Source organism: Rhodococcus baikonurensis, assembly GCF_040489275.1.
In the GTDB taxonomy this organism is placed as follows: domain Bacteria; phylum Actinomycetota; class Actinomycetes; order Mycobacteriales; family Mycobacteriaceae; genus Rhodococcus_F; species Rhodococcus_F baikonurensis.
In genome coordinates this window covers 560,558-585,274 of record NZ_JBEUOQ010000002.1, presented here as the reverse complement: position 1 = coordinate 585,274, position 24,717 = coordinate 560,558, and the positions used below count along the sequence as shown (strand labels likewise).

28 protein-coding genes are annotated in these 24,717 nt (G+C 61.6%); 9 read left to right on the top strand and 19 right to left on the bottom strand.

The features are described 5' to 3' along the window. Positions 1 to 116: 116 nt before the first annotated feature. Positions 117 to 2,024, bottom strand: a complete 1,908-nt coding sequence (typA, locus tag ABWI03_RS06960) for a translational GTPase TypA (RefSeq protein ID WP_095972227.1) — start codon at positions 2,022 to 2,024, stop codon at positions 117 to 119. A 324-nt stretch (positions 2,025 to 2,348) separates the two neighbouring features. On the opposite strand from typA, the gene ABWI03_RS06955 reads away from it, so the two are divergent. After that, positions 2,349 to 2,525 (top strand): hypothetical protein, encoded by a 177-nt coding sequence (locus ABWI03_RS06955; protein ID WP_003945207.1) that lies wholly within the window; start codon positions 2,349 to 2,351, stop codon positions 2,523 to 2,525. On the opposite strand, the gene ABWI03_RS06950 is transcribed toward ABWI03_RS06955, so the two are convergent. After that, on the bottom strand, positions 2,503 to 2,928 hold the full coding sequence (locus ABWI03_RS06950) for a (deoxy)nucleoside triphosphate pyrophosphohydrolase (protein WP_095972226.1): 426 nt from the start codon (positions 2,926 to 2,928) through the stop codon (positions 2,503 to 2,505). The genes ABWI03_RS06955 and ABWI03_RS06950 overlap by 23 nt on opposite strands. Before the next feature lie 16 nt (positions 2,929 to 2,944). Here ABWI03_RS06950 and ABWI03_RS06945 point away from each other — a divergent pair, with 16 nt between their 5' ends. The 3 genes from ABWI03_RS06945 to ABWI03_RS06935 all read left to right on the top strand — a co-directional run bounded on the left by ABWI03_RS06945 (position 2,945) and on the right by ABWI03_RS06935 (position 4,742). Then, entirely contained in the window at positions 2,945 to 3,247 is a 303-nt protein-coding gene (locus ABWI03_RS06945) for a 4a-hydroxytetrahydrobiopterin dehydratase (protein WP_095972225.1), read from the top strand. A gap of 271 nt (positions 3,248 to 3,518) precedes the next feature. After that, positions 3,519 to 4,262, top strand: coding sequence for an Rv1157c family protein (locus ABWI03_RS06940; protein ID WP_095972224.1), 744 nt, complete (start codon positions 3,519 to 3,521; stop codon positions 4,260 to 4,262). 78 nt (positions 4,263 to 4,340) lie between these two features. After that, the gene (locus ABWI03_RS06935; RefSeq protein ID WP_253252990.1) at positions 4,341 to 4,742 is read left to right on the top strand and encodes a hypothetical protein; all 402 of its coding nucleotides are present in this window, start codon (positions 4,341 to 4,343) and stop codon (positions 4,740 to 4,742) included. Here the strand turns inward: ABWI03_RS06935 and ABWI03_RS06930 are convergent. Further along, a complete protein-coding gene (locus ABWI03_RS06930) occupies positions 4,733 to 5,197 on the bottom strand; it encodes a MarR family winged helix-turn-helix transcriptional regulator (RefSeq protein ID WP_166813482.1) in 465 nt (154 codons plus the stop codon). The genes ABWI03_RS06935 and ABWI03_RS06930 overlap by 10 nt on opposite strands. Positions 5,198 to 5,276: 79 nt before the next feature. Between ABWI03_RS06930 and ABWI03_RS06925 the strand changes: the two genes are divergently transcribed. Further along, positions 5,277 to 6,707, top strand: coding sequence for an MFS transporter (locus tag ABWI03_RS06925; protein ID WP_298775199.1), 1,431 nt, complete (start codon positions 5,277 to 5,279; stop codon positions 6,705 to 6,707). A 234-nt stretch (positions 6,708 to 6,941) separates the two neighbouring features. Beyond that, positions 6,942 to 7,442, top strand: a complete 501-nt coding sequence (locus ABWI03_RS06920) for a nuclear transport factor 2 family protein (RefSeq protein WP_298775197.1) — start codon at positions 6,942 to 6,944, stop codon at positions 7,440 to 7,442. Here ABWI03_RS06920 and ABWI03_RS06915 read toward each other — a convergent pair. Further along, positions 7,429 to 8,211, bottom strand: coding sequence for a DUF1906 domain-containing protein (locus ABWI03_RS06915; RefSeq protein WP_200316118.1), 783 nt, complete (start codon positions 8,209 to 8,211; stop codon positions 7,429 to 7,431). The genes ABWI03_RS06920 and ABWI03_RS06915 overlap by 14 nt on opposite strands. Positions 8,212 to 9,111: 900 nt before the next feature. On the opposite strand from ABWI03_RS06915, the gene ABWI03_RS06910 reads away from it, so the two are divergent. Further along, positions 9,112 to 9,342 (top strand): PLD nuclease N-terminal domain-containing protein, encoded by a 231-nt coding sequence (locus ABWI03_RS06910; protein WP_166813488.1) that lies wholly within the window; start codon positions 9,112 to 9,114, stop codon positions 9,340 to 9,342. Here ABWI03_RS06910 and ABWI03_RS06905 read toward each other — a convergent pair. The 8 genes from ABWI03_RS06905 to ABWI03_RS06870 form a co-directional block, all read right to left on the bottom strand. Beyond that, the gene (locus ABWI03_RS06905; protein ID WP_298775187.1) at positions 9,330 to 10,271 is read right to left on the bottom strand and encodes an antibiotic biosynthesis monooxygenase; all 942 of its coding nucleotides are present in this window, start codon (positions 10,269 to 10,271) and stop codon (positions 9,330 to 9,332) included. The two genes, ABWI03_RS06910 and ABWI03_RS06905, sit on opposite strands and share 13 nt — an antisense overlap. A gap of 1 nt (position 10,272) precedes the next feature. Then, a complete protein-coding gene (locus ABWI03_RS06900) occupies positions 10,273 to 11,673 on the bottom strand; it encodes an amidohydrolase family protein (RefSeq protein WP_298775185.1) in 1,401 nt (466 codons plus the stop codon). 69 nt (positions 11,674 to 11,742) lie between these two features. Further along, entirely contained in the window at positions 11,743 to 12,441 is a 699-nt protein-coding gene (locus ABWI03_RS06895; RefSeq protein ID WP_124567143.1) for a CPBP family intramembrane glutamic endopeptidase, read from the bottom strand. 168 nt (positions 12,442 to 12,609) lie between these two features. Beyond that, a complete protein-coding gene (locus ABWI03_RS06890) occupies positions 12,610 to 13,572 on the bottom strand; it encodes an ABC transporter substrate-binding protein (RefSeq protein ID WP_298775182.1) in 963 nt (320 codons plus the stop codon). A gap of 110 nt (positions 13,573 to 13,682) precedes the next feature. Further along, positions 13,683 to 14,162 (bottom strand): VOC family protein, encoded by a 480-nt coding sequence (locus tag ABWI03_RS06885; RefSeq protein ID WP_003945229.1) that lies wholly within the window; start codon positions 14,160 to 14,162, stop codon positions 13,683 to 13,685. Positions 14,163 to 14,247: 85 nt separating this feature from the next. Continuing rightward, positions 14,248 to 15,234, bottom strand: a complete 987-nt coding sequence (locus tag ABWI03_RS06880) for an alpha/beta hydrolase (RefSeq protein WP_298775179.1) — start codon at positions 15,232 to 15,234, stop codon at positions 14,248 to 14,250. After that, positions 15,231 to 16,235 carry an alpha/beta hydrolase gene (locus ABWI03_RS06875; RefSeq protein WP_298775177.1) on the bottom strand — a complete coding sequence of 335 codons (1,005 nt, stop codon included), beginning with the start codon at positions 16,233 to 16,235 and terminating at the stop codon, positions 15,231 to 15,233. Before ABWI03_RS06875 ends, ABWI03_RS06880 begins: the two co-directional genes overlap by 4 nt. 330 nt (positions 16,236 to 16,565) lie before the next feature. Next, a complete protein-coding gene (locus tag ABWI03_RS06870; RefSeq protein WP_019744544.1) occupies positions 16,566 to 16,691 on the bottom strand; it encodes a hypothetical protein in 126 nt (41 codons plus the stop codon). A gap of 272 nt (positions 16,692 to 16,963) precedes the next feature. Here ABWI03_RS06870 and ABWI03_RS06865 point away from each other — a divergent pair, with 272 nt between their 5' ends. Next, a complete protein-coding gene (locus ABWI03_RS06865) occupies positions 16,964 to 18,085 on the top strand; it encodes a winged helix DNA-binding domain-containing protein (RefSeq protein WP_235169874.1) in 1,122 nt (373 codons plus the stop codon). Positions 18,086 to 18,199: 114 nt separating this feature from the next. Next, positions 18,200 to 19,897 (top strand): fumarate hydratase, encoded by a 1,698-nt coding sequence (locus ABWI03_RS06860; protein WP_029536802.1) that lies wholly within the window; start codon positions 18,200 to 18,202, stop codon positions 19,895 to 19,897. Between the two features lie 60 nt (positions 19,898 to 19,957). On the opposite strand, the gene ABWI03_RS06855 is transcribed toward ABWI03_RS06860, so the two are convergent. From ABWI03_RS06855 to ABWI03_RS06825, 7 genes are all read right to left on the bottom strand, one after another. Further along, entirely contained in the window at positions 19,958 to 20,308 is a 351-nt protein-coding gene (locus ABWI03_RS06855) for a hypothetical protein (RefSeq protein ID WP_003945214.1), read from the bottom strand. A 52-nt stretch (positions 20,309 to 20,360) separates the two neighbouring features. After that, entirely contained in the window at positions 20,361 to 20,924 is a 564-nt protein-coding gene (locus ABWI03_RS06850) for a mismatch-specific DNA-glycosylase (protein ID WP_166813504.1), read from the bottom strand. Positions 20,925 to 20,944: 20 nt separating this feature from the next. After that, positions 20,945 to 22,273, bottom strand: a complete 1,329-nt coding sequence (locus ABWI03_RS06845; protein WP_166813506.1) for a WS/DGAT domain-containing protein — start codon at positions 22,271 to 22,273, stop codon at positions 20,945 to 20,947. 32 nt (positions 22,274 to 22,305) lie between these two features. Then, complete coding sequence (locus ABWI03_RS06840; protein ID WP_166813508.1) at positions 22,306 to 22,782, bottom strand: SRPBCC family protein; 477 nt, start codon at positions 22,780 to 22,782, stop codon at positions 22,306 to 22,308. 75 nt (positions 22,783 to 22,857) lie between these two features. Further along, positions 22,858 to 23,223 (bottom strand): VOC family protein, encoded by a 366-nt coding sequence (locus ABWI03_RS06835; RefSeq protein WP_298775167.1) that lies wholly within the window; start codon positions 23,221 to 23,223, stop codon positions 22,858 to 22,860. Then, positions 23,220 to 23,606, bottom strand: coding sequence for a phage holin family protein (locus ABWI03_RS06830; RefSeq protein ID WP_003945275.1), 387 nt, complete (start codon positions 23,604 to 23,606; stop codon positions 23,220 to 23,222). Before ABWI03_RS06830 ends, ABWI03_RS06835 begins: the two co-directional genes overlap by 4 nt. A 40-nt stretch (positions 23,607 to 23,646) precedes the next feature. Beyond that, positions 23,647 to 24,612, bottom strand: a complete 966-nt coding sequence (locus ABWI03_RS06825) for an L-lactate dehydrogenase (protein WP_095972209.1) — start codon at positions 24,610 to 24,612, stop codon at positions 23,647 to 23,649. Positions 24,613 to 24,717: the final 105 nt, after the last annotated feature.

The window sequence follows — 24,717 nt, the reverse complement described above, 5'->3', positions numbered from 1 at the left end:
TTCGCGCTCGATTTCCCGGCAGAACTTTGCCCGGAAACCATGAAGGCGAATGTACCTTTCCGCCGAAAACTCGGCTGAAAGGCACATCCGCCTGTCAGGTTGTAACCGACGAAAGACTACAGAGCAGCCTTGTCGCGTGCCTTGCTACGTGAACGCTCACGAGCGCGCTCGGTTGCGTTGAGGTGCACCTTGCGGACGCGGACGTCCTCCGGGGTGACCTCGACACACTCGTCGCCGGAGCAGAACTCCATTGCCGCTTCGAGTTCGAGCTTGATCGGCTTTGCGAGGGTCTCCATCACGTCTGCGGACGACTGACGCATGTTGGTCAGCTTCTTCTCGCGGGTGACGTTGATGTCGAGGTCTTCCTGACGCGGGTTGATTCCCACGACCATGCCCTCGTAGGTATCGGCGCCGGGCTCGACGAAGAAGGTTCCGCGGTCGGCCAACTGGATCATGGCGAACGGCGTCACGGTGCCGGAGCGGTCCGAGACGAGCGAGCCGGTGTGGCGCGCACGGATCTCGCCGGCCCACGGGCCGTATCCGTCGAACACGGCGTTGGCGATACCGGTTCCGCGGGTTTCCGTGAGGAAGTCCGTGCGGAAGCCGATGAGGCCACGCGAAGGAACGATGAACTCCATGCGAACCCAGCCTGCGCCGTGGTTCGACATCTGGACCATCTTGCCCTTGCGGTTGGCCAGAAGCTGGGTGATGGCGCCGAGGTACTCCTCGGGGCTGTCGATGGTCAGCTCTTCGAAAGGCTCGTGAACCTTGCCGTCGACGAGCTGCGTGACAACCTGCGGCTTACCGACGGTGAGCTCGAAGCCCTCACGACGCATCTGCTCGACGAGGATGGCGAGTGCGAGCTCTCCACGACCCTGGACCTCCCACGCATCGGGACGACCGATGTCGAGGACCTTGAGCGAGACGTTACCGACGAGCTCCTGGTCCAGACGGGACTTGACCATGCGTGCGGTCAGCTTGTGGCCCTTGACGCGACCGACGAGCGGGGACGTGTTGGTGCCGATCGTGACCGAGATTGCCGGCTGGTCGACAGTGATGCGGGGCAGTGCGACCGGGTTCTCGAGATCGGCGAGGGTGTCGCCGATCATGATGTCGGGGAATCCTGCGACGGCGCAGATGTCGCCGGCAACGGCGACCTCACCGGGAACGCGCTCGACACCGATGGTGGTGAGCAGTTCGGTGATCTTGGTCTTCGTGACGACAGGCTCGCCGTCGACCTCGCGGCACCAGGACACGGTCTGTCCCTTGCGCAGCTCGCCGTTGTGGATGCGAACGAGTGCGAGGCGGCCGAGGAATGCCGATGCGTCGAGGTTGGTGACGTGAGCCTGCAGCGGTGCGTCGACCGAGCCCTTCGGCGCGGGGACGTACTCCATCAGAACCTGGAAGAGGGCGGTGAGGTCCTCGGCGTCGGGAGCCTTGCCGTTCTCGGGCTGCACGGTCGATGCCTTGCCTTCGCGACCGGATGCGTAGAGGACGGGCAGTTCGAGTGCGAGCTCGGCGGCTTCGGCGGCCTCGTCGGACAGGTCCGATGCGAGGTCGAGGAGCAGGTCCTGAGCCTCGGTGACAACCTCTTCGATGCGGGCGTCGGGGCGGTCCGTCTTGTTGACGACCAGGATGACGGGCAGCGAAGCAGCGAGTGCCTTGCGCAGCACGAAACGCGTCTGCGGCAGCGGGCCCTCGGAAGCATCGACGAGCAGGACGACGCCGTCGACCATGGACAGGCCGCGCTCGACCTCGCCGCCGAAGTCGGCGTGGCCGGGGGTGTCGATGACGTTGATGACGGTGATGGAACCGTCCTCGTTGACCTTATGTACTGCGGTGTTCTTCGCGAGAATGGTGATGCCCTTCTCGCGTTCGAGGTCGCCGGAGTCCATAACGCGATCGACCAGCTCGGCGCGCTCCTCGAACGCGCCGGACTGACGAAGCATGGCGTCGACGAGGGTGGTCTTGCCGTGGTCGACGTGTGCGACGATGGCAACGTTACGGAAGCTGGTGATGGTCACGCGATGGCTCTCCTGGCTGAGTTGATTCGGCCACGCGAAAGTCAAGTCGCACGGCTCTTCTGGTGGCCGCTGCACGAGTGTGTGATCCGAATCAGGGCACGAATCGCCTGAGAAGGCACCGCGGCCTAGTAAATACTACTCGCTCCGGGCGGATACTCCTGCATTGTGCGGCCTCTATCACCGCCCCCACCAGCCAATAGTGATCTGCACCACGCCGAAGCGCGTAGGATTACGACCTGGAGAAACAGGGTGTTTAAGGGTACGCTAACCTCGTTCCAAGAGCGGGCTCTCCGCCGTAGTGAAACAGGAAAGCCGCAGCGTCACATGGGAAAAGTCAAGGCAAGCAAGGTCTCGCAGCTCAAGCCGAAGAAGAAGTGCTGCCGCAAGAAGACGCGGTGCATCAAGTGTCCCGTCGTCATCATGCGGATGAAGAAGCTCGAGAACGAGGGCGCCTCCAAGAAGGAACTGAAAGCGGGTCTCAAGAAGGCTCGTGCGGCGTAAGCGCGCTCAATTCCTCGAGTAGCTCAGGGATCCAGGCTCGATCGTTGTCGACCAGATCCATCGACAACAGTTCTTCGGCGTCGACCCACCTCAACTGAGAGTGCTCGAGCGCGACCGGCTCGCCGGACACCAACTCCGCCCGGTACGCCCGCAACACCATCCCCCGCGACAGCGGCACATCGACGCCGATTCTGGCTCCGCATCGAACCTCTACTGCGAGTTCCTCGCGCAATTCGCGAACCAAAGCACTCTGCGGCGATTCGAACTCCTCGACCTTCCCGCCCGGCAGTTCCCAGCGCCCGGCCAACGCCGGCGGTCGCGTCCGCTGCGCGAGTAGCAGCCTTCCCCCGTGGAAGATTGCACCGGCGACAACTTCCCGATCCCTTGCAGGTGCATCACTCATCGCACCATGATGGAGTATGGCCACTTTGTTGCCCGACTCCGCAATCCAAAGCGCTCTCGACGAACTGCCGACCTGGCAACTGTCGCCGGGGTCGATCACTCGCACGGTCGAGTCTGCGACGTTCCCGGACGCCATCGCGCTTCTCCAACGCATCGCAGCAGTCGCCGAGGCCGCGGATCACCATCCCGACATCGACGTTCGCTGGCGAAAGGTCACGTACACGCTTTCGACGCACTCGGCGGGCGGTCTCACGGAACTGGACTTCGACCTTGCCCGTCGAATTGACGTACTTGTCGACGATTCGGTCCGATTTGACTGATCTTCCGATGAACAAACCTCGGAATCTGACGTAACAGTTGCATCAACTTTCACATAGATCACTTCAGTCACAGGTATGGTCGCCGTAAATCACGATCGAGGCCGGTCATGCCATAGACTCCCCCCGGTGCGTAGCTGCTCAGCAACTGAACAGCTGTACAACCCGGGGGCTCTGTACATAGAGTGACCCCTCGAGCCGTCAAACGCGGAGCTCGCCTAGGCGCCCGCGCGGTATGACTAAGGATGGGGAAACAGTGCTTCGAACCCGAGGTATGCGAAAGGCGTTCACCGCCGTCGCTATTGCCGCAGTAGCAGGACTGGCATTGCCGGCACAGGCAATGGCCGATCCGGCAGCACCGCCCGCACCCGAAAGTGTGCCGATCGAGTTCCTCGCATCGTTTGCGCCCGCCATCATCGGCGCCGCTGCCGGTCCGGCTGACGTCGCCGGCGGCCCGCAGCAAGCCTTGCTCGACCAGGCCCGCGCGATCCTGAACTCCCCCGGCATTCCGCCCGAGATCAAGGCCACCCTCGAGAAGGTCATCACCTTCCTCGACGGCAGTGGCGGCGGCGGACCGGAAATCCCGAACGAGAACGCTCCCGTCATCGCGCAGTTCCTGTACCCGACGCTCGGCAAGGGTTGCATCTCGGCCACCGCCGATTCGGTCGGAACCGCGCTTGCTGTTCCGGGCCCGGCTCACCTGCCTCCTCCCGGCCCCGCTGCCGGTCAGGCCGGCTTCGTCTTCACCGCTCTCGGAACTGCTCCCGCGGTCGACGACCAGCCGGTGCCGATGACCGTCACCTGGGTCAACATCGACAACCAGCGCAGCGCCACCCAGAACCTGACCAACGCCGCGCGCATCAACCCGGACGGCCCCGCCACTCTGTCGGCTATCGCCGACACCGGCCCCGGACGCGTCCTCTCGGTGATCAGCGGCTCGCTGACCACCCAGCCGGAAGGCGCAGATCGCATCACCTGCAGCTTCCTTCCGACCGTGGGCATGTTCGCGGTAGCTTGATCGAAGTCTTGTGACAGGGACCCGCCGAATTTCGGCGGGTCCCTTTTGCATCTCCGATCACCGTGATAGACCCGATAGATGGGACATCTACGAGTGGACATCACGCATGGCCGTCGAGTGCGGAAATCACGCCCAGACGACCAGTCGATACGGTCGCACAAGTCGACGCGATCGATACTGTCCATCCGATCCGAAGGGTCCATTCTCTCGATCGGATCGGCGTACTCGATTCTCTCGATCGGTAGCGTCGGCTCTTTTCTTTCCATCGGAAGCATCGGATCTACGGCGTCGGTGCTGAGTTCGGGGTCCTTCGCCAGTCTCGGGTCGGCGCTGTCCGGTCTCTCACGCTGGTCGTTGCTGTCCTGGCGTGGAAATCATGCAGCCCCCGAAGAACACCCGAAACTTGTTGTCATTGCGCCGGAATCGGATTCGAGCGACCCGAACCCCTCACTACGGTCGGTTTCGCACTCTCAGACCTGATCCGGCCGCGGCCAGTCGCGACCCTCCAAGTTCTCCACCGAGCGATTGAATTGTCGCAACAGATCACCGAGGGCCTGGCGCTGCTCCGGCGTCCACTCGCGCAGGACCTTCTCGACGCCTGCCGTCGAGTGTTCGCGATCGGCATGAAGTTTCGACAGCCCCTGTGCTGTCGGCCGAACCTTTCGCGCCAGCCCACCGTCCGGATCCTCCACTCGCTCCACCAGACCCTGACGCCTCAGCGCGCCGATCTGCCGGTTGATGGTCGAGATGTCGAGCGAGAAAGCGCAGGAGAGCTCTTTGAGGCTCATGGGATGTTGCAGCTCCAGTCGACCAAGCAGCAGATAGGCAGACCGGTCCAGATGAAGTTCGGCCCGTTGAGCGAGCGCGTGATATCGCGAGAGCAGGGTCAACTCGTACTCGATATCCACCAGTTCGGGTTCCCGATCCACACTCATATTGTGCAGAATACACACGATGTGTAGCGTGCACACTGGGGCGAACGCACCGAAGTAGAACCTCCATGGCGGGAGCCAAATGTCCGTTCACGCAGATTCGTCGAGCGTCGACGAGAAACCCCCGGTCACGAAGTACGCACCCTCGGGTCCCGTGCTTACCGTCCTCGGGCTGTGCGGCATCGTCGTCGCCTTGATGCAGACGCTGGTCGTCCCGATCATTCCGCAGTTGCCGCACCTCCTGAACTCCACTCCCGCCGACACCTCGTGGGCGGTCACCGCAACACTCCTCGCCGCCGCGGTGATCACACCTATCAGCGGACGCCTCGGTGACATGTTCGGCAAGAAACGAATGCTGCTCGTCAGTCTCGGGATGGTCGTCCTGGGCTCGGCGATCTGCGCGATCGCACCTTCTCTGATCGTGCTCGTCATCGGTCGCGCACTTCAAGGTGCATCTGTCGGGGCAATTCCGTTGGGAATCGCAATTATTCGCGACGTGCTTCCACCGAAGAAGGTGGCCGGCGCCATGGCCGTCATGAGTGCCACCCTCGGCGTCGGCGGCGCGATCGGACTGCCGATCGCCGCAGTGATCGCTCAGAATGCCAACTGGCACTTCCTATTCGTCACTTCGGCGGCATTCGGCTTGATCTGCATCGCTCTGGTTGCGTTCGTCATCCCCGAATCAACGGTACGACGTCCGGGCCGTTTCGACTTCGTCGGTGCGCTCGGTCTCACCGTCGGCCTGATCACCCTGCTGCTCCCCATCACCAAAGGCGGGACTTGGGGATGGGGCGACACGAAAACCCTGGGCCTCCTGGCAGTTTCCGCTCTCAGTTTCCTCGTCTGGGGATGGTGGGAACTTCGACGCAACGCACCACTGGTGGACCTCCGCGTATCGGCCCGGCCTCAGGTTCTCTTCACCAACTTCGCGTCCATCGCCGTCGGTTTTGCCATGTACGGCAATTCCTTGACACTCCCCCAACTTCTGATGGCACCGACGTCCACCGGCTACGGACTCGGATTGTCCATGGTTGCAGCGGGACTCGCATTGGCCCCCGGCGGACTCGTCATGATGGCGCTCTCGCCCGTCTCCGCCCGAATTTCGGCGTGGCGTGGCCCACGAATCACGTTGATGCTCGGCGCCCTCGTCATCGGATTGGGTTATGCCTTCGCATATTTCACGGTGTCGAGCGTCTGGCAGGTCGCCGTGGCCGGAATGTTCATCGGCGCGGGCGTCGGGCTCTCGTACTCGGCCATGCCCGCCCTGATCATGGGCGCGGTACCCATCACGGAATCCGCAGCCGCGAACGGCCTGAATTCACTGATGCGATCAATCGGCACGTCGACGTCTGCCGCGATCGTGAGCGTCGTTCTGGCCGGTATGACCATCACCGTCGGCACCGCAGTGATCCCCTCGTTCGAGGCGTTTCGTGCGACGTTCCTGATTTCCATCGCCGCCGCCGTTGTGACGATGGTGTTCGCCGGGTTGATTCCCAAACAGAAAGCCATGTAAGGGAACCAACCCGGCAGAGGACTCACTTCTCCGAAGAGCCTTCGATGCTGCCCGTCTGCAACTTCGACAGAAGTGTGTAGATGAAGTCGATGATGAATTCCACGTGTTGCCCTCTCACATAATGGGTCCCGACCCGTCAACGACGGTACCGCAGAACTCTTCTGCATCGAATCGCCGACAATCAATTCTGCAACGTGTTCTAATCTGAGGCGACGACTACCCGAGGAGCCTTTCATGACCTGGACGCGTACCGAACTCGAAGACGCCTTCGCGGGGTATCAGAACACCGTTGTCGAGTGCACACGCTCCGGCGACTGGAACGCCTTCGCGGACATGTTCACCGAGGACGTCGTCTACGTGGAACACGCTTTCGGCACCCTCAACGGCCGAGAGGCGGTACGCAAGTGGGTCACTCGCACGATGACGGAGTTCCCGGGACGCCGGATGACCGAGTTTCCGGCCAACTGGTTCGTCGTCGACGAGGAGCGCGGATGGATCGTGTGCGAGATCGACAACCCGATGGAGGATCCGGGTGACGGATCCAAGCACGGAGCCGCCAACATCACGATCCTGCACTACGCCGGCAACGGACTGTGGTCCCGCGAAGAAGACGCATACAACCCGATGAACTTCCTGTCGATGGCAAAAGCATGGTGCCTCGCCGCCGAAGCGGCGGGCACCCTCCCCGAGGACGCCAAGTCCTGGCTCGCCAAATTCGGCGCTATGGTGCGATAGAACCCGTCGGCAACGAGGATCCGACGGGCTGGGCCGGACCGACCGATCCGGCCAACGACCACTGGCCGTAGTCGCGAGTGAGGATCGAATTCAGGTCGACGCCAACGCCGTCGACCTTGCGCTTGTCGATTTCGAACTGGTGCAGGTTTGCCCTCGGATGCACATACCCGGCGGGCGAACCCCAGTTGTGCTGCCAGAACCAGGTTCCGACGCCGGCACTGATCATCGCGTCGATCACGCGAGTGTTTCCGTAGACACCGAGCGCTCCGTTGCCGACAACCGACGCCCATCCCTCGAGGTACGGCCTGATCAGTGTCGTGATCTCGGTGCTGGTGGGATTGTCGTCGATCGACGCGTAGATCGGCCGACCAGAGGGCCCACCGGCAGCAGCGTGGAGTTCGAGGCCCCGGGAAGCGTGACGCTTGCCGGCCTCTCGAGCCCCACGCCAGTCCGCCGTTCCGCCCTTGCCGAATTGATAGCAGGACACGACTTGGAGTCCGGCCGCCGTCAACGCGTCGGTTTCCCGCGCCAGTACGGGCTTGCCGACCATCCAATCGGCGCCCGGGCGCCTGTCCGAAACGTATCGAATGGCGCCTGCATATCCGGCGGCTTTGATCGCCTGAGCAGACGGCACACCGGCGGCGTAATCGAGCAGGGTCCCGAGCGAACCGGCATTGGCCACCGACGTCGTACCGCTCAATGCAGCGAGTCCGGCAGCGGCCGATCCAGCCGCTGCGTACTTGAAGAGGTTTCTTCGCGAGACGTGCACAAAGCTCCGATCATCGGCGTGTCCCGCTGGAAGTGGCGGGCAGGCAAGCTATCTTCTTTCGCTCGCATTCCACCACAGTCACATCAACCCCGCCATGCACTTGACCAACAATGCTCACATTGTCATCAAATTGGACGCTAGACAGATAGTCAGACAGACAGCAGTGGCCCCCGAAGACATCGTCTTCGGGGGCCACTGAGTCGGCCTAGCGGCCGGAAGCTATCAGCTGAGCGAGGTGAAGAAGCTCAGAGCGCTGAAGAGATCAGACGCGTTGCTGAAGAAGTCGTTGAGGAAGGTGAAGGCATCCGAGAATTCTGCGCTGCTCATGCGATGTGCTCCTGTCGAAGATACGGTCCAGAGGATTGCCGCCACGTGAGTGGCTGCTGGCGATAAGAGTAGAGGTCTTCCGTTACTTCCGCGACACCAAATGTGTCCGGGACGTTACATTTCGACCCCTTCAGGACACGTACATACACACAGGTGACACCCACCAGCAGTGATCAAACTGTCACCTACGGACGATTTGTTGACACATTCCGAACATCGTTCCCGATAGCAGCTACCCCACAGCATCAAACCTGTAGGTCGACCACAAGATTGGCAAGCCTTACTTAACAGGGTGGGTGTTGCTCCCGCTAGAGCGCGTACCAGCAGCTTGGCCAAATCCCTCGCGCCAATGTGGCCACGCGAGCTTAGTGCGGGCGCAAACATTCAGCCACAGTTCGAGTTAGCGAGATCTTTACGCCGAAAACGACCGCCCCGACGGCCCGCGGGACCGTACCTATCGGTCATCATGGTGATGCTATTCACATCGATTCGAGGAACTTCGGGCACCGATAACAGCACCGATAACAACCCGATCTCGACACCGATCGGACATTCGAGGGCAAGGTGGACACCATGAACCTCACAAAGAAGAAATCCTGGAGTGAGCTTTCACCCGCGCAGCGCCGCGTCGTCGCCCTGCTCGCCACGATTCAGTCCCTGCTGGCGATCGCCGCGTGGACAGACTTGGCGCGACGCCCTGCCGATACGGTCAACGGCAGCAAGAAAAAGTGGGCGGCGATCATCTTCGTCAACTTCTTCGGGCCGCTCGCGTACTTCCGCCGAGGCCGGATTCAGTCGAAATAGTCCCAGAACTGCAGCCACTTCACGGACGCGAAGAGCGTCAGAGTCACTGCGTACACCACTACTACCGCCGCGACGCCGCGAAAATTGGTGCGGGGAACGGCACCGTCGACCGGGTCCAGCCAATGGCGGAACCACCGCGTGACCGTGGGCATCAGAAACCACGTCATGGCGCCGACGCTGACTATCTGGCTCAGCCACATCGACAGCCAGGGAGGTGCTCCGATTCCGTCGAGAAGCGGACCGAGAAATCGTGACAGGGTCATCACTGTCGGATAGAGAACGAGCAGGATGATCATCGCCGTCTTCCAATTCGGCGTCGCGCGAGTCTGCCCGTTCTCCGTGCGCAGGATGGTGCCGAACGGTGTCGACCGCGTGGTCTCGGTGAAGTCCTCGGCCAACTCGGCACGCAGTTTCGGTAGTGCTGCGGCCCTCTCGGGTGACGCCATCCAGACCGCCAACTGCTGTTCTGTCCGAAACCGAAGGACGGACTTCCACTGGGTGGAGTCGGTGACCGACCGCAACAACATCACCGATTCGTAGCCGGAAAATCGCGAACTGAGATCGATGAGGTGTCGTTGCGTTCGCAGAAACTCGTTCTCCTTGCCCACGACGACGGCGTGGTCGTACACACCGATACCGGGCGGCGGCAGCACGCCGTCGACCAGGACGAGATCACTCGTCTGCGCCAGAATTCCCGTTGCAGCAGCGGATCTTTCGAGATCGCGGCGATCACTCGACTCGAGCCAACGGTGTAGATCGTCGGCACTGTCGAAAGTGACGGACACGCCATGCGACACCGGTTCCGGTTGATCACTGATGCCACAGCTCAGGTAGCCGTCGAATCGACCGGCGGTCTCGGCCGCGCGCTCGACCCACGCCCGGAATCCCGAACTCGTTCGGTGGTACCCGGTGATGGCGGTTGCGGACACGTCAGCCCGACACCCGGCGCCCTTGCACGTATACGTGCGCAATCGCGGGCTCACGCATCGCCATCAGGAGCCCGAAGAGCGTCTGGTCGCGGGCGAGAATCGGATCGTCCGAACGCGTTCCGTGGTTGACGAGCCCGGCGAGCGGCGGCCATCCGGCCGGGTCGATCACCAGGAAGTCTGCTTCTTTGCCCTCGTCGAAGTTGCCGATCCGGTTCTCCATGTCCAGCGCGCGAGCACCGGCGAGTGTTCCGGTGAACAGCAGTTCGGCTGGGTGCATCGACACTCCGTCGTCGCCGGCTTCGGAGATGTGAACTTTGAACGCGTCGCCGAGGACTCGGGTGAGCAGGCACTCGTCGCCGCCGCCGAAATCCGATCCGATCGCGATGTTGACCCCTGACGCCACGGTGCGTTTCCACGGCATGGTGCCTGAGCCGAGAAACTGCTGGGACGTCGGGCAATGTGCGATCGAGGTTCCGGTCTCGGCCATTCGTGCGAGTTCGGAGTCCTGGCAGTGCACCGAGTGCGCGAGTATCGCGCGTGGACCCAGGAAGCTCTTTCCGCCGACCTGCGAGCCGGGGAAGAACTTGCCGTCGTACGTGTCGAGATAGGTCTCGACCTCGTACTCGGCAAGCGTGGTTGCCACCTCGCCCGTTCCGGGCCGATTGTTCTCGTTGAGATGGCTGTGAAAGTAGACGCCCCGGTCACGGACCGAGTCGTACAACTCCCCCAGATCCTTCAATGTCCGTGTTGTCACCGCGAGGGAGAAGCGGGGAACCACTGCAACGTGAATGAGTGCAGTGTTCACGTGGCCGGTGTCGGATGCGTGCCACTTGTCGATCTCCTCGCTGGTGAGTCTGATCGCGTCCTCTTCCGAGGTGATCAGCGCGGCAGCGGAGGCCGGTCCGGTGGTCTGAATCCCGCGGCCGCTGACCACTCGAAGGCCGCGTTTCAGAGTTTCCGAGAACAACGCGTCCTGCGCGTGTGGGAAGGCCGATCCGAACACCATCGCCGCCGTGGTTCCCGTGGCGATTCGGCGAGAACAGAAGGCCTCGGCAGCGTGCTGGGCGAACTCGGGATCGACAAACCTCGATTCGGAGGGAAAGACACAGAGATCGAGCCACTCGAGGAGTTGACCGCCGCCGTACGCATCGCCGGCGTAAGTCTGCGGGAAATGAATGTGAGCGTCGACGAAGCCGGGCAACAGGAATCCCGGTCGGTGGTCGCGGGTTTCAGCACCTTCGAGATCGCTCGGGAGTGATTCGAATTCTCCGCAGTAGACGATCGTTCCGGCATCGTCGATCGCCAACACGCCGTCCGGGATCGAGACGAGCGACTGCGCCGCATCCTCAACCGTCGGACGACCGGAAATGTGGAAGACATGGCCTCGATGAAGGTGCGTCACCCACTGAGCAAAGCACAGAACTACCCGGCGCCGCGCGGCGAATGCTGTCCTTTTTGTCAGATATTGGGATCAAGCAAGAGTTGCGTGCCAAACAAGAGCCGCAGCCAATGCGCCTGCCCCGTTCAACGACCAATGCAGCGCAATCGGCGCAATGAGGCTGCCACTGCGATGACGAAGCCAGGTGAACACGAGGCCGGCTGCAGCGGTTGCGAGAACAGCTCCGAGGATTCCGGCGACCTGACCGACGACTCCGGTCCCCAGAAAGCCGGAAAGCCCTTCGTTACCACTGGTCAACCCCATCGACGACGCGATGTGCCACAGCCCGAACATCAGTGAACCGGCAGCGGCGACGCCCCGGAATCCACTGACCCGGTTCAACGTGCCGTGCAGGACGCCGCGGAAGGCCAACTCTTCGGGAATGACGGTCTGCAGCGGGATCACGATCATCGACGCGATGATCGCGCCGGAAATAGTGGCGTAGCGATCCGCCATGAAGAAAGGACGTGTGAGCGGGAGCAACGCGCCAACGGCGACTACGGTCAGGACCAGGCCGACGGCGGCAAGAGCGTACTTCGAACCCCGCCGCAGATCACGAGGTGAGAGCCCTAATTCCGCCCACCCCATCCCCCGGCGCTTGGTGAGCGCCAACAGGACGAGAGCAGAAATGGGGACCGTGGCGATGCTTGCCCATGCGGTGGTGAAATGCGCGATCAGATTGGTTCCCACCAAGACCACGACGACGACAGCGATATCCACATATGCGTGCATACGTGGAAAACGAGGAGCGGTCGCTGCGATCTCCACTGGACCGATCTCCACTGGGCCGCCGCTCGTTAGCTGAAAGTTCACTTTTTCCAGTGTACCGACGCACGAGAACTGCCCGCCACTGTTTGCGAACACGCTCACAGTGACGGACAGATCCCGAAACAGCTCTGATCAGGCGCCGAGTGTGCTCGCAAACTTCGGAACGGCGTTGTCGATTGCGTAGGTCAACCCCGGTACCGAGCCACTCGAGAACGCGTTGACGAGCGCGGGATCGTCGAGGATCAACAAATGCCCCTGCTGAGCCGAAGGAATTGCGCGCAGTAGCGGATCGTTCGCAAACGCACTGCTGTCGAGGAAGATCGGGAACAGCACGGTCAGGTCGGCGTCGAACAGATTCAGGTTCTCGTTGGCGACCGGGATGTAGAAGTTGCCAGTGGCTTTTTCGGTGATCGCCGTCGGGATCGTGAAGCCGAGTCGGGTCATGAAGTCGGCGCGTGCGTCGCCGGATACATATGCGCCGTAACCATCGGAACTGTAGGCGCCGACCGCCGCGGTCTTGCCCGCGAAGGCCGGATTGGCGGCAATTGCGGCGTCGAACTTGGCGTCGAGGCCGTCCAGTAGCGCCTTTCCTTCTGCTTCCTTACCGAGAGCTTCCGCGACGAGTTCGGTCTGCTGCTCGACCGTCGTCCCGTACGCAGTGGCCAGACCCGGCGGCGGCCCGACCGTCGGCGCGATAGCGCTCAGCTTGTCGTAGGTGGCCTGCGTGTTGTCGCTTCGTGTCCACAAGATCAGGTCCGGCTCTAGAGCAATAACGTCCTCGACGCTCAGGTCCATCGTTCCGAGGATCTTCGGGTCTGTGGTGAACTCGTCCGCAATCCAGGGTCCGACGCCTTTGCCACCGAACGCCATCCAGTCCGCGACACCGACCGGCTGCGTTCCGAGGGCAAGTGCTGTTTCGGCGTCCGACCAACCGAGCGCCACGACGCGCTGTGGGTTGGCCGGAACTTCGACGTCGCCGAACATGGTCGAGACGGTTGCTCCCGCCTCCGCGGGTGCGTCAGCGCTGTCGCTGCTGCAGCCGGCAAGCCCGGCGACGGCGAGCGAGGCCGCCAAGGCCGTGACTGCGATCTTCATTCGAGAGACTTTGATTCGCATGGTTACCAGCACTCCTCCAACGCTCCAGCGAGAATTAGGGAAGGCTAGCATCAGCTAACGAAGACTGTCGCCCATCGGCCAGATCGTGTTCAGGATGCGTCCGCGGCCCGTTCGAGCTCTGCGATGTCGATCTTCTTCATCTTCATCATCGCGTCCGTGGCGCGTTGCGCCTTGGCCCGATCCGGATCCTTCATCAGTTCGAGAAGGCGATTCGGGACTACCTGCCAGGACAATCCGAACTTGTCCTTGGCCCATCCGCACGGGCCCTCTTCTCCGCCTTCGGTCAGCCTGGACCAGTAGTGATCGACCTCAGCCTGATCGACGCACGGAATCTCGAAAGACACTGCTTCCGAGAACGTGAACATCGGTCCGCCGTTCAATCCGGTGAATCGCTGACCGTCGAGCTCGAAGCTGACGGTCATCACCGATCCCGCCGGCATTCCGGAAGGCGATCCCTCGACGTACCTTTCGATTCCCAGGATCTGCCCGGAACCGAACACCGAGATGTAGAAGTTCGCTGCTTCTTCTGCTTGGTTGTCGAACCACAAACAGGGAGTGATGGAAGGCATGTTCTGTCCTTGTCGATGAGGTGACGAATCAGGTGTACACGGTTATAGACCCGGCCCGAAGCGGAAACTCATCGCAAGGAATTACTCAAGCCGACAAGGCAGAGTCGAGCATCGGCCAGGAGCGAACGAGTTCGTCGCGCCAGTACGGCCAACCGTGCGTCCCCACCGGTTGAGCGCTGCGGGTGACATCGACTCCGCGATCGCGCAACACCTGCGTGATCTGGTCGGTGCACAGGTTCGATCCCAGTTCCATGACCCCGCCGACGACCAGTACACGCCCCAGGGCAGGAGTGTCGAGAGTTTCGTGCGGGCCTGGCAGTCCCGATCCCGAGGCGAGATACACCTTGGTGCCGCGTAGCTTGTCGGCATTGGCGAAGATGTCGTGCTCTTGCCAAGCCTCGCTGCCTGCCGGACCCCACATCTGCTCCGAACGGGCATTTCCGTTGACGACCACAAGATCGGTCAACGCCTTGCCGAATCCTCCGACGGTTGTGTAGCAGCCGCTGTAGCCCGCGACTGCGTCGTACAACCCGGCCGAGCGTTGGGCCAGGATCAGCGCGGCCTCTGCGCCCATCGAGATACCACCGATTGCGTTGTGTCCGTTCGTTGCGAACCTCGTGTCGATCAGTGGGGGAAGCTCTTTCGTCAGGAACGTCTCCCATTTCAGACGACCGAATTTCGGGTGGTCTTCCTGCCAATCGGTGTACATGGTGCCTGTTCCACCGATGGGGAGTACGACGTTCACGTTCTTGTCGGCAAAGAACGGGACGATATCGCCGTTAGCCGGGGCCAACCAGTTGTTCTCTTCGATCTGCCCGGAATTGCCGTCCAGGAGATACAGCGTCCCGCGCGGTTCCGAGCGGTCGGCAGGAAGCAGCACTTTCACCTGCATGGTGCGCCCCATGGCGGGACTCGCGACGTCGAGAAGAACCAAGCGCGAAGACAGTTCGGTGACGCCCGTTATCTTCGGGGTCTCGTCGGCGAGCGCGGTCGAGGGCAGCGCAAGTAGTGAAATCAAGGCGAGCGCGCCGACGAGACCTACGCTTCGAAGGCTCGCTCGATGGGACCTCACACGCCGAGCGACGCGGCGATCATCGGCCACGAGTCGTGTAAGTCGTCTTCCCAGTATCCCCATGAATGAGTTCCTGCCGGCTTGAAGTTGTAGCGAATGTTGTTCATACCCAATGCGTTCGTCCTGTCCGCAAGCTGGGTGGTGCAGTAATGCGTTGCCGCCTCGATTCCGCCACCGAGAACGAGCTGCAACGCCAAATCTGTGACGTCGTTGCCGATCCGTGGATCGGCAAGTGTGTCGTACGGACCCGGAATCCCGGTTGCAGTGGTGATGTACATCGGGATGCGAGGTAACTTGTCCGCGTTGACAACCGGATCGTGAGCCGGCCAGCCGGGACCATCGTACGGACCCCACATGTTCTCCGCGTTACCGCCACCCACTGCAACCACGAGTTTCACGAAGTCCTGACCGATGCCGGGACTCGTCATCGCACACCCACTGAAGGACCCGACACTGTTGTACAGCGAGGGCGCCGCCATAGCCAGATCCAGTACCGACGTGCCTGCCATCGACAAGCCTGCCAGAGCGTTCTCGCCGGTCGTCGCGAACATCGAATCGATCACCGGCGGTAGTTCTTCCGTCAAGAACGTGGTCCACATGTTGACCCCGTTGTTGTTGCCGGACTTCGCGAGGCCGGGGTCCGGCCGCTCCCAATCGGTGTAGTAGCTGAATGCTCCGCCCAGAGGGGTGACCACGTTGACGTGCTTGTCCGCGAAGAACTTCGGCGCATCGGTCCGCACCGACCACGTCGCATCGTCTTTGCCTCCGTCCACTCCGTTGAGTAGGTAGAGCGTCGGAGCGGGCCTCGAGGTATCAGCGGGCCGCAAGACCTGCAACGGAATGTCGCGCCCCATCGACGGTGAGTACACCGAGATGTCGACCAGCCTGCTGTCCACCGACTGAGCGTGACCCGGTGCCATGAGGAGCTGGAGCCCACATACTGCCGTGGCCAACGACACGAAGACGCGGAAAAACGTTCGCAAAGCACGAGTCTCGATCATCGGGGTCACTCTCTTCGGCAGCGGAACCTTTCGAACGGTACCGGCCGAAAGAGACAAACCCGACGTGATCGGAAAAACTCGATCCGGTCGACCTAGTTCCGGTCGACGACGAAAGGCTCACGCACCGAGTGCGTGAGCCTTTCTCGTCAGACGACGCTTACTTGGGCGTAACCGTGCCGCCGCTGAGCGTGGTCAGTGCGTCGACGAGACGCTGACCGAGGTTGTTGACGCTTCCGATGGCTTCACCGAGAGATCCCATGAGTTTCCTCCTGCAGTTTGTCGAAATTGAAGTAACTACACCCGGAGCGGGCGTGGCAATGTCGCGCTGAATTAGGGGGTGGGGTCTTTGGAGATGGTCTCTACCGATCCCATGAAGGTCTTGAGCAGACCGTCAGCGCTGAACAGTGATCCCAGGCCCTGAACAACAGCGCCGAGAATTCCTTCCATTGAACCCATGTGAATCTCCTTGAGAGGTCAGAGGTCAGCTGCCGAAAAGCACCCGACAGTGCTGTGACAGCTGCGTCACATCTGTAATGTATCCGTGACGTGGGTAACAGTAACCATACGAACGACCAGTTGGCAAAGGATTCCGACAATGGGGTCATTATTTCGACTAATAAGGTCTGCTACTGAAAAAATTCCGGCCAATCGGTCGAATCTGACCAATTCTGTCGCCACATTGATTAACCGCCCCAAATCCTGCGGTTACCCACCAGTAAACTGAAATCATGTCTAGCGCAACCTCACTCACGCAGGTAGCTAATTTCCGGTGGCACCGCCACCAACTCGACAGGCCCCATTCCGGTGACGCCGATCACAACGACTGCGCAATACTCGACCTCGGGATTCAGAACACCGGACCGGACGGCGCCGCGTGGGCACTGCGGATCCGCGGCGTCCGCGGCGACGCCACTGACCTCGCTCTTGCCTGGACGTTGCGCGGCGCTCCCCACTACTACCGTCGTCGCGACCTGCCTGCTGTCGCCGTCGCCACGTCCCCGTTCAGCGAAGCTGATGCAGCCAAACGCATTTACGACGCGAACCGGCCACTGAAGGCCGCCGGCATTCCGACCCTGACCGCTCTGCAAACAGTTGCTACCGCGATGCGGGATATCGTCTCCAAACCCACCGTCAAGGGCGAGATGTCCGCGAAGTTGACCACCCGGGTCACCGAGCCGTATCTGAGATTCTGCCGCCCGTGCAACGCCACTCATCTGTACGAGATGCCGTTCCGGCTCGCGGCACTCCAGGCAGGCCTCGAGCTACAGCCGGGCACATCTCCCCCAGTGCTCGAACGCATTCCGGGTTGGCGCCGACGCCCGTACACATCCTCAGGTTCGGACGCCGATCCTCGCTTCGACGTGATTCGCGGATATTTGCGCTTCTACGGCCCCGCCACTCATGCTCTCGTTGCGTCGTTTCTCGATGCCCCGGTCAAGGACGTCAGGGCCCACTGGCCCACCGATACCGAGGAGATCGAGGTGAACGGCGAGAAGCGGTGGATTCTCGAACAGGACCGCGAAGACTTGCTCGGCTCCCCCACCGATTCGAGCACTCGCCTACTCGGGCCTTTCGATCCGTATGTACAGCTCAAGGATCGGGAGACCCTGGTTCCCGATCCGGACGCACAGAAGACGGTGTGGCCAACCCTCGGGCGACCGGGCACGGTGGTGGTCGGCGGCACGATCACCGGACTGTGGCGACCGCGGGCGTCCGGAAAGAAGCTGAAGGTCGCGGTCACCCCGTGGGGAACGTGGTCACGATCGGCCCGCGCAGCGGTGGCCGAGCAGGCCGAAATCCTTGCCGAATTTCGCGGCGTCGAGCTCTCCGAACTGGTCGAAGTATCTTGATCGAGCCAGTGGTATCCGGATAATTCCAGCTCACACCCGCCCCGATTCAGAGAAGGAAACCCCCAACGATAACCTGAATGCGACCTTCGCACGCACCCTTGTTCAGGAGAGATGATGGCCGACTTCCTCTATGAGGACCTGTTGCCGATCGGTGATGACACCACCGAGTACCGATTGCTCACCACCGAAGGGGTGTCGACAGTCGAGGGACCGGACGGCCGAACCTTCCTGCAGGTCGAGCCCGAAGCAATGCGCTTGCTGACCGAAACGGCGCTGCACGACATCTCTCATTACCTGCGCACGGATCACCTGACGCAGCTCGCGAGCATCCTCGACGATCCCGAAGCCTCGAACAACGACAAGTTCGTAGCGCTCGATCTGCTCAAGAACGCCAATATCGCCGCTGCCGGCGTTCTGCCGATGTGCCAGGACACCGGAACCGCCATCGTCATGGGCAAGCGTGGACAGCACGTACTCACCCCCGGCGACGACGAGAAGTCCATCGCCCGCGGTGTCTACGACGCCTACACGCGTCTGAACCTGCGCTACTCGCAGAACGCCCCCATCACGATGTGGGACGAGAAGAACACTGGCAACAACTTGCCCGCACAGATCGAGCTGTACGCCGATACTGCTGCCGGACACGAGAACTCGTACAAGTTCCTCTTCATGGCCAAGGGCGGCGGCAGCGCCAACAAGTCCTACCTGTACCAGGAAACCAAAGCGATCCTGAACCCTGACTCGATGATGCAGTTCCTCGAGGCAAAGATCCGCTCGCTCGGTACTGCTGCCTGCCCGCCGTACCACCTTGCAATCGTCGTCGGCGGTACTTCGGCCGAGTTCGCGATGAAGACGGCGAAGTACGCGTCCGCGCACTACCTCGACGAATTGCCGACCGAAGGCGCCATCACGGGTCGCGGCTTCCGAGATCACGAGCTCGAGAAGAAGGTCTTCGAGCTCACGCAAAAGATCGGTATCGGCGCCCAGTTCGGCGGCAAGTACTTCTGCCACGACGTCCGCGTCGTCCGACTCCCCCGTCACGGTGCTTCCTTGCCCGTCGCCATTGCGGTGTCGTGCTCGGCCGATCGACAGGCGAAGGCCAAGATCACCCCGGAGGGCGTGTTCCTGGAACAGCTCGAATTCAACCCTGGCCGTTTCTTGCCCGAGGTCACGGACGCTCAGCTCGACGAAGAGACGGATGGCATTTCGGGTACCGGCAAGGGTGCTGCGGTCAAGATCGATCTGACCAAGCCGATGTCGGAGATCCTCGCCGAGCTTTCCAAGCACCCGGTGAAGACTCGTCTCTCCTTGACCGGTCCGCTCGTCGTGGCACGCGACATCGCGCACGCCAAGATCAAAGAGCGTCTCGACGCAGGCGAAGAGATGCCGCAGTACCTCAAGGATCACCCGGTGTACTACGCCGGCCCCGCCAAGACACCCGACGGTATGGCATCCGGTTCGTTCGGCCCGACCACGGCCGGCCGTATGGACTCGTACGTCGAGCAGTTCCAGGCCGCCGGTGGCTCGATGATCATGCTCGCCAAGGGAAACCGCTCAAAGCAGGTCACCGACGCCTGCAACACCCACGGCGGTTTCTACCTCGGATCCATCGGTGGACCGGCAGCTCGCCTGGCACTCGACTGCATCAAGAAGGTCGACATCCTCGAGTACGCCGAGCTGGGGATGGAAGCCGTCTGGAAGATCGACGTCGAGGACTTCCCCGCGTTCATCGTCGTCGACGACAAGGGCAACGACTTCTTCGCCCATACCGGTGAAGTGACCCTGACGATCGGTAAGCGTCCAGGCCTGTAGACACGTCAACAGCAAAGAGCCCCGGCGAGTTTCGATCGCCGGGGCTCTTTTGTGTCTTTGTCAGGTCCAGAGCGCGGCCACGAATACGGTCACGATCGACAAACCGCCGACGACGTGTACCAGATTCGGATTGGGCTGGCCCTTCTTCTGCTTCGCACGGGTGATCTCGGCAAGCGCCACGATGACCAACGAAAGCACCAGTTTCACAGCGATCTTCGCGTGAATGTAGTTCTTGTCCAGGGCGCCTTCGCCCAACCCGACGATGATCAGGCCGGACACGAACTGCATCCTGGCACCCCACACCATGACCTCGGTGATCGAAGGAGCCTTGAGGACGGTGAAGTAGCTACCGACCAGGGCAGCCATACCGAGTAGGTGAATCACTACAAAGACGTTGTATAGAACAGACATACAAGCACTTTAACTTGCACCTTGTTCTGGCCGAACGGAACTGCGACTTCTCTCAGAGAATTCCGGCTTCGGATGCGGCGGAACGATATTTCGCTGCCAAGGTGTCCACCGTCTCGTGTGCGTTGAGGCCACTGGGATTGGGCACGATCCACAGTTTTGCCCCCTCGAAATCGCGGTCTTGGCGCCCGGCCTTCGCCTTCTTGTCACCGAAAGCTGTTCGATAGGCGGTGATCCCGGCGAAGGCAACGACTACTGGTTTGGTTGCGCGCACGATGTTTCGGACCCGGACTCCGCCAGTTGCGAGCTCCTCCGACGACAATTCATCTGCGCGCGCAGTTGCCCGCACCGCCAAGTTGGTGATGCCCACTCCCCGATCGATCAGATGTTGTGTGTCAGCGTCCGACATACCCGCGGAGGGGTCGATCGCACGCTCGATGATGCCTGCCCGCAGCAGTGCCGGATAGAACCGATTACCCGGCCTCGCGAAATGCGCGCCCGTCGCGGCAGTCCACAGTCCCGGATTGATACCGACGAACAACAGCCGACAATTCGGCCCGATCAGATCCTCGATCTCGGCGTCTCGGAAAGACTCCAGCTCGGCGCGCGTGAATCCCATGCTCCCAGTACATCAGGCCGTCACGACAGCGCCTCGCGCACCTCGTCGATCGCGTCGTGCATCATCTGCTCGTACACGTCGATGTCCGGAATCGAGGCCGGACTGCTGGTGATGCTGATCGTCACCGTGTCCCCGATCCCGTGGACGCCGTGGGTCAACGACATGACCGGTGACAAACTCGGGAAGCCGGCGGTGAACCGAACGACGCCGCCTCCGAGCATCAGATCCGCGTCACCGCGCGCGACACTCGACACCACGGTGTTGCCGGTGACCTCGTCGGGCACCGCCGTGAAATCGTATTGCTGCACGCCCCAACGGACCAGCGGGCCGGGAACCGCGTTCAGCGCGAGATCCGACGCTGCACTGGACGGATGGGACGCTCGTGCGCGACGCTCGTCCATCGACTCCTTGATCCGTTGGGCTCGCTCACGAAGGTCTTCGACGTCCGGGAACAGTCCGACACCTGCATTGCGGAAGTGGTTGCGCGCCGTGGGTGTACCCGCCTTGGCGATGGTCACCTCAGCTCCCAGTTCCGGCGGTACCGAGCCGTCTCGCTCGGTGAGGTAGTTCGCCATCGCCAGCGAGATAGCTGTCATCGCTCCGACCGTGACGGATACGCCGTCGCCACGGAAATCTGCGCTGTCCCGCACGACCATGCGCACCAATCGGTGAGGTCCGGGAGGGATGTTGGAGCGCACTTTGGGACGGCTCGCCGCCTGCGGCGCAACAACTCCCGATTCGGTGTCGGCCTGCAGTTGCAACTGCGCTCGGTGCCCCGCCCGGCCGTCGCGGAACAGTGAAACGAGTTGACCCGGCAGGCGCAAGGCGGCGCGGCCCAGAATCTCGGCTGATCCGCTACGCCGCACGTCCGTCTTCTGCTGCGCGGGCGGTTGCGGCGAGAACAGCTGGCGAGCAATCGCCGACGCCCGTTTGCCGTCTGCCAGAGAATGCGCGACCTGCAGAACTGCGATCAGCGCCGGGCCACTGCAGCGCGGCACGCCGGTGACGCCGTGAAACAGGTGCAGCGCCCACGGCGACTCGCGCGGATCGACGTGGTTCTCAAGGAGTTTCTCGATTCCCTGAATGCACGAGATCCACGAGTCATCGGTCAGCTCATGCACTCTCACCAACGAGGCATCGACCGGCATGGGTTCCCAGACCGGATAGTCGAGGTGCCACGGTGATTCACGAATCCGAACATTGAGATCCGGAATGAGCGACGCTCGTTCCACCGCTGAGCGGCGTAGCTCGTCGATCGACTGGCTCTGACCGTCGAAACAGTAGAGCAATAGCTGATCGTTCGGGATCTTCTCCGAAATCCAGAAAGTTTGGGCATCGGTGGGCGTCATCCGTAACACCGGGAGACGGTACCACCGGCTTGTCAGCTCTTTTCTGCAGCAGCTTTCAGCTGAGACAGGCCCTTCTCGAAATCCTTACCGACGAGCTTGTCCATGCTGAAGATGAAACCGAAGATCTTGAAGAACAGATTCTTCTTCCCGGTCATCTTCCACGTCACCTGAACATCACCGGCATTCGGCGAGATGAGAAAGGTGGTGACGTTCTGCGCCTTGAACGGCTTGAGGAAGGCCAGGTCCAGAACTACGCGTTCATTCGGGACGGATTCGGTGATCACCATCGAGCCGGAGCCCGCCTTCTTGTTTCCCGCCCAGGCGTACGAAGCCCCGACGCCCGCGTCCGGACCCGCGTACGTACGCTGCATTGCCGGGTCGAGACCTTCCCAGGGCGACCACTGCGTCCACTGGTGGAAATCGTTGATCAACGCGAAGACGTCCGATGCTTCTGCCTTGACGATCGTCGTACGTTCTACCAGGAATTCGTCGGAATTCTGCGAAGCCATCGTCGATCTCCAATTCTCGGGCCTGACAAGTGTTCGGAATTATCCACGGTCGACGAGATCGGGGCGATTCGGCACTCAGCCCCGCAGGCACAGGCAGAAGTGGTGACCGACCGGGTCGCGGTAGACGCGGAAAGTCTGATGCTCCGGGATGCCGGTCACCCGCTGCGCACCCAGGCTGATCACCCAAGCCTCCGCGGGGTCGAGAGAATCGACGAGCAGATCCAGATGGATCCCGACGCCGGAGGTCGGCCAGTCCACCGGAACGAAATCCGGAGCGAGCTGAAACGCGAGCCGCTCCCCGCCGGGTCCTTCGATCACGTGCCAATCGTCCTCGTCGCGAACACTTTTCCACTCGAGGACCTGGACGTAGAAGCTGGCCAATGCAGCCGGATCCGGGCAGTCCAGGACTGTGTAGTCCATACCGATGTTCGGGCGCGTCACTGTGCCTTCTTCTCCTGAACTTTCTTACGCACGAACAACAACGGAAGAACCAGCGTCGCAACTGCGGTTACCAGCCACACGACGACGGTTCCCAGAATCCACGTCGAGACACCGGAAATCGACAGATTGGAGAAGAGCGACGCCACCAACAGAGCGACAAACGTCGATACCAATCCGATTCCGCCGAGAAACGCCGGTGCGTGTCGCTTCGCCACTGTGGCGATGAACGGCGCCAGGACCGACTGCGCAATCGCAAAGATCACGACCGCAACGATGAATCCGGATGTGGGCGCCGAGAAACCCGAAAGAATCAACGACGCAACAAGAAGCCCGACAGCGGCAGAACCCAGGAAGATCGCGGCGCGAATCAGGAAGCTGATCATTTGTTGATCCTATATGTCGGATATCGAGGAGAACAGATATTCACAATCCCAGAGATTCCTGCACCTCTCGCAATGTACGGGCAGAAGATCGGAGGCCCGAAGCCTCTTTTTCAGATAGCGGTATTTCGAGGACTCGACCGGCACCCGCACGACCAACCATCGTGGGAAGGGACAGACAAACGCGCTCGAGTCCGTGGACGCCGGTCTGCAAAGTCGATACCGGCAGAACCCGTTGTTCGTCCCGCAGCACGACTTCCGCGATGAATGCGCTCGACAATCCGATGGCGAGGTTGGTCGCACCCTTTCCTTCGATGATCTCGTAAGCACTGCGGACCACAGACTTCGCGACGTTCGCGCGTAGGTCGGGGCCGAGGACGCCGCCCGACGGTCCCACGAACGAGGTTGCCGGCACTCCGCCGATGGTTGCGCTCGACCAGAGCGGAATCTCGGAGTCCCCGTGCTCGCCGACGATGAAGGCATGGACGTTCTCGACTGCGACTCCGAGTTCGGTGGCCAGCAGGAATCGCAATCGGGCCGTGTCGAGCACCGTCCCCGATCCGAAAATTCGGCCGCTGTACGACGGTCCAGCGGCCTGGATCGCGGCGTAGGTCGCCACGTCGACCGGGTTGGTGACGAAGAGAAGAACCGCGTCCGGCGACACCGACAACAGTTGTTCGGTCAAAGTCTGTGCAATCGTGACGTTCACCGCGGCAAGTTCGAGCCGCGACTGGCCGGGATGCTGCTTGGCGCCCGCGGTGACAATGACCAAGTCCGATCCCGCGGTGACCGAGATGTCATCACCTCCCTCGACGGTGCACGGCGGTGTGAACTGGGTTCCGTGGTTGAGATCGAGAACTTCGGCGCGGACCTTTGCCCTGTTGGTGTCGTAGAGGGCGAGCGCGTCGGCTGATCCGCGTATCAAGCACGCGTACGCAATCGCAGTGCCGACGCTTCCCGCCCCGACCACGGACACTTTTCGCCTGGATGAACGATTCGGCGTCGTCATTGGTAAATGATGCTCGTTCCATAACGATTTCGCAGCACAACGGATTGCCAGTCTCTTCTCAGGGTTTGGATGCCGACCTCTCAGAATCGACGTGGATCATCGCTG

Coding starts and splice junctions, on each gene's coding strand:
- ABWI03_RS06955 (WP_003945207.1), top strand. CDS start 2,349: ATGGGAAAAGTCAAGGCAAGCAAGGTCTCGCAGCTCAAGCCGAAGAAG.
- ABWI03_RS06950 (WP_095972226.1), bottom strand. CDS start 2,928: ATGAGTGATGCACCTGCAAGGGATCGGGAAGTTGTCGCCGGTGCAATC.
- ABWI03_RS06945 (WP_095972225.1), top strand. CDS start 2,945: ATGGCCACTTTGTTGCCCGACTCCGCAATCCAAAGCGCTCTCGACGAA.
- ABWI03_RS06940 (WP_095972224.1), top strand. CDS start 3,519: ATGCGAAAGGCGTTCACCGCCGTCGCTATTGCCGCAGTAGCAGGACTG.
- ABWI03_RS06935 (WP_253252990.1), top strand. CDS start 4,341: ATGGGACATCTACGAGTGGACATCACGCATGGCCGTCGAGTGCGGAAA.
- ABWI03_RS06930 (WP_166813482.1), bottom strand. CDS start 5,197: ATGAGTGTGGATCGGGAACCCGAACTGGTGGATATCGAGTACGAGTTG.
- ABWI03_RS06925 (WP_298775199.1), top strand. CDS start 5,277: ATGTCCGTTCACGCAGATTCGTCGAGCGTCGACGAGAAACCCCCGGTC.
- ABWI03_RS06920 (WP_298775197.1), top strand. CDS start 6,942: ATGACCTGGACGCGTACCGAACTCGAAGACGCCTTCGCGGGGTATCAG.
- ABWI03_RS06910 (WP_166813488.1), top strand. CDS start 9,112: ATGAACCTCACAAAGAAGAAATCCTGGAGTGAGCTTTCACCCGCGCAG.
- ABWI03_RS06895 (WP_124567143.1), bottom strand. CDS start 12,441: ATGCACGCATATGTGGATATCGCTGTCGTCGTCGTGGTCTTGGTGGGA.
- ABWI03_RS06890 (WP_298775182.1), bottom strand. CDS start 13,572: ATGAAGATCGCAGTCACGGCCTTGGCGGCCTCGCTCGCCGTCGCCGGG.
- ABWI03_RS06885 (WP_003945229.1), bottom strand. CDS start 14,162: ATGCCTTCCATCACTCCCTGTTTGTGGTTCGACAACCAAGCAGAAGAA.
- ABWI03_RS06875 (WP_298775177.1), bottom strand. CDS start 16,235: ATGATCGAGACTCGTGCTTTGCGAACGTTTTTCCGCGTCTTCGTGTCG.
- ABWI03_RS06870 (WP_019744544.1), bottom strand. CDS start 16,691: ATGGGTTCAATGGAAGGAATTCTCGGCGCTGTTGTTCAGGGCCTGGGA.
- ABWI03_RS06865 (WP_235169874.1), top strand. CDS start 16,964: ATGTCTAGCGCAACCTCACTCACGCAGGTAGCTAATTTCCGGTGGCAC.
- ABWI03_RS06860 (WP_029536802.1), top strand. CDS start 18,200: ATGGCCGACTTCCTCTATGAGGACCTGTTGCCGATCGGTGATGACACC.
- ABWI03_RS06855 (WP_003945214.1), bottom strand. CDS start 20,308: ATGTCTGTTCTATACAACGTCTTTGTAGTGATTCACCTACTCGGTATG.
- ABWI03_RS06850 (WP_166813504.1), bottom strand. CDS start 20,924: ATGGGATTCACGCGCGCCGAGCTGGAGTCTTTCCGAGACGCCGAGATC.
- ABWI03_RS06845 (WP_166813506.1), bottom strand. CDS start 22,273: ATGACGCCCACCGATGCCCAAACTTTCTGGATTTCGGAGAAGATCCCG.
- ABWI03_RS06840 (WP_166813508.1), bottom strand. CDS start 22,782: ATGGCTTCGCAGAATTCCGACGAATTCCTGGTAGAACGTACGACGATC.
- ABWI03_RS06830 (WP_003945275.1), bottom strand. CDS start 23,606: ATGATCAGCTTCCTGATTCGCGCCGCGATCTTCCTGGGTTCTGCCGCT.
- ABWI03_RS06825 (WP_095972209.1), bottom strand. CDS start 24,612: ATGACGACGCCGAATCGTTCATCCAGGCGAAAAGTGTCCGTGGTCGGG.